The organism is Edaphobacter sp., from assembly GCF_035532915.1.
GTDB lineage: Bacteria > Acidobacteriota > Terriglobia > Terriglobales > Acidobacteriaceae > Edaphobacter.
On the sequence record NZ_DATKQC010000145.1, the window covers coordinates 1 to 3,508 of the forward strand.

At 56.2% G+C, this 3,508-nt stretch carries 1 protein-coding gene; it reads right to left on the reverse strand.

Annotation, left to right across the window (positions count from 1 at the left end):
* Window positions 1-245: 245 nt before the first annotated feature.
* Window positions 246-3,011, reverse strand: coding sequence for a TonB-dependent receptor (locus VMU57_RS07170; RefSeq protein ID WP_325381950.1), 2,766 nt, complete (start codon window positions 3,009-3,011; stop codon window positions 246-248).
* Between the last annotated feature and the right edge of the window lie 497 nt (window positions 3,012-3,508).

The window sequence follows — 3,508 nt, forward strand, 5'->3', positions numbered from 1 at the left end:
TCCGCGACAGCGGCGGAAAAATCCTGCTCAAGCTTGGCTGGGAGCGTATAGCGAAATTCCATCGGGGTTGTGCTCTCTTCGGTTTTGGATTTGTACTGCCTGCTCTTTAGGATGCAGTCGCGTGCCGCTCGTTGGCAAATCACTGAAGAGCTTTGCCGAGCCCTTTTTTACGAGAGCGCATCGAACAGCAAAGGCCCGTCTCGAAAGGCGGGCCTTTTGGCGTTCTGACTTTCTTCCTGGCGCAATCAGAATTGATAGGTGATCGTGCCGTAGATCATGCGGGGCGCTCCGGGATAGGCGTTGATGTAGCCATTCGGAAGGTTAGTTGGATCCGGAGCAAGCGCGGCAAAATACTGGCCGCTGGAAATGTACTCGAATTCGTTGTACTGCGTATTGCCAACGTTCAACAGATCGAGACGCAGGTTGAATGATTGTTTTTTGAAAACAACGGGAGCATTGAAGGAGAGATTCGCTATCGTGTACGACGGCATGCTCGTTTTGGTCGGGCCAGCGATCCCGCTATTCAAGATCCCGTTATTCGACCATATGTATTGCTTGCCAGTCGATTCCACCCAGAAGCGCGGCTCAAGGATCGTGCGGTCGTGGTATTGGATTCCGTAGTAGACGCCCGTATTTAAGGTGATATCCGGAACATAGGAGACTGGGATGTTGGCATAGGAGACGCAGGTTAGCTTCTGCGCCGCGCATTCCGCCAGGCTCGGGCCACCCTGAATATACTTCGTAAAGTTCGTCGCCTCTCCGGAGAAATTGAAGAAGAAGTGGAGATTGCTGCTCGGATCGGCGTCGAAGAAGGCGTCGACGCCATGGTAGGTGGAGTCGCCGCCGCCGGTTTCCTCAACTCCGTTGGCTGTTTCGAAGTCGATCTCCTGGTTCGTGTAATCGTTGTGGAAGTAACTCACCCCGGCGATGAAATTTCTGAGCACCGGCGCGTTCGTGAAGTGAATCTTACCTCCGAATTGACCGTAGGCGGCCTTGGCCAGCGTGTAATAGGTCGGGTTTACGGCCTGGAACTGGCCGCCGCCGCCGCCCAGCGCGGGAGAGCGATAGATGACGTCATAGCCGCCGTAGATCATGAGCCAATCCTTGGGCATTACAGAAGCGTCAATGCCGGGTTCGACGGCCGAGCGGCTCTCATGCGCCCCGCAGAGAGAGCCCTGGTCTTTTGCTGCGTTGCCATCGGAAGAATTGACGGGAGTCCCGAAGACATTGTTAAAGGGGTCTTCGTTCGGAGTCTGGCCCTGGGGATACAACGCGCAGTGAGTCTCATAGACAGGACCGGCAGACGGGGATACCGTGCCATCCGAGTTTTGGGTGAAGTAGGTGTTAGGGGCGAAGGTGATGTCCCGCTGCGCCTGGTCGCTGTAGTTGGTCGAGAAACCATCGACGCGCACACTGGGAATGATGTGGATGCGGGCAATCGGGTGAACATCGTCCTGGGCAAAGAAGGTTACGTTGTCCTGCTGGAAGTATCCAGAGCGGAACTTCGAACCAACACCGACGATCTGCTGGGACCCGCTTCCTCCGTCGATGGGATTATAGAAAAGGTTATGCGAGTTATAGACCTCGCTAATGAGGTAGCCGCCGAAGCTGACTGTGTTGTAAGGGAGGACCTGAGTGAAGCGGATCTGGTCCCCAAACATGTTGCTATGCGGGTTGTTCCACTCGTCGACTTGGGAGCCCTGGGCAAGAGCATCCTGATTTCTCCGGTGAAAGCGGCGAATGTGCGTGTACCATGCCGAATTCTCAAGAGTGGATGTAGGGCTAAAATACATTCTCTGGCGCGCATATGTCATAAACATCTCATTGGTGTCGTACTTGTTATAGGAGGCGTACGGCAGAGCGCAATAAAATCCGCATCCCGGCTGGCTGAAGTGGATGCCGCTGACGGGGTCGATTAGCTGCACGTCTGCGGTGGGAATCACCGTGGGGCGATAGCCGCCTCCCTTGGCATAAAGAACGCCGAAGGTAAAACTCCCCGCTGAGGCTGTCCTGACAGTCTTGCCGAATACCGAGCCGTTCCGAGTGTGGTTGCCGAAGCCGTCCGGAGCCTCCCGGAAATCGTCAGCTCGCCCCAGGCCACCGCCTAGCACCGTTGACCATCCCTTGAAGTGGCCGGTATTGCCCACGAACGCGAAGTTCTGCTGATTGTCGGGGCCTTGCGTGGCGGCTACGCTTAGGTGGCGTTCTTCGGTCGGCTGAACAGGCGTGAACTCCACTCGTCCGCCTACATCGGTGTACCAGCGGCCATCTGCCGGGCCGGGTCCGTAGTTCACCTGCACATCCTGAATCACCAGATTCTGCGGCATGGTCGCCGACTGCCACAAACCAGTGGCCGGGTCGACCACCGGAATGCCGTCATACGTAATGTCCAGCGAACCCGCCCCAATGAAGCTCGTCGCCTCGCCTGCCCAGCCCTGCTGAAGGCCGTTCAGGATGACCGTGTACTTTGTGGCGCCTGTCTGGCCATAACCCATCACATTCGCGCCTGGGGTGTATTGCAGCATCTGCGCTCCGCCGGCCACCGGGCCAGCCGCGTCCAATTGCTTGCGGTCGAGCACGCGCACCGTCTGCGGCATCAGCAAGACGTCTTCGCGGGAGGGCACGGGCGTGGCCTCGGGGTTAACGGTTCCACGAACGACCACGCTGTCGTTCAATTTTGCCACTTGCAGCGTGGCCGTGATGTTGTTCTGTGTTGCCGGCGAGAGCCGCTCGGAGTACGACTCGAATCCCGACTTCTCGATGGAAATAATATATGGCCCGGCGGATACACCGCTGAAGTCGAAGGTGCCGTCTGACCGGGTCGTCGCGTGATTCGCTGTGTTCGTTGATAAATCGGTTAACGTAACAGCCGCAGAAGAAACTGCGGCCCCAGCGGCGTCAACTACTTTCCCTCGGACCTGTGCCGACTTACTGGGCGGTACGATTCCTCGGGCACTCGCACAGAAGAAACAGCACAGCACAATTCCACACACGACAAGTAACTTGCGCACTCTTTGAAACCTCCTGGAAATTTGACACTTGATTGGGACGATGACTGGATGGGTGCTTTCTTCTGCCACCGCTTGCGTGGAAACGCCAAGGTGGAAGATGTGACGACCATCACAGCCATCGTCGCTTCAAAAAGTTGCGATTTAGTTACAGCCGAATGAACATCCGGTTACGACTTTTCGTAGGTGATTGTGAAGGAGGTAGCACGCAGTACGGAGAAAACGGAGTTGGATTTCCGCGTCTTACAATGGAAGGGATGACACAATTCGGCGTGGTTGCAGACGCACGCCGAACTGCAACGTCGCATCGACAATTTTGAGAAAGCAGGAACAGAAGGATGGATGTTCAAACAATCGATCAGCAGTACAGCCAACTGCAGAACTCGTCGCAGCAGGTGTATCAGGAGATGAAAGATCTGGCGACGAAGCTGCAGGCTGAGTCGGGGAACGGAAATCAGCAAGCTCGCGAATGGGTTCTGGACTTGAAGGAAATCGCGCTG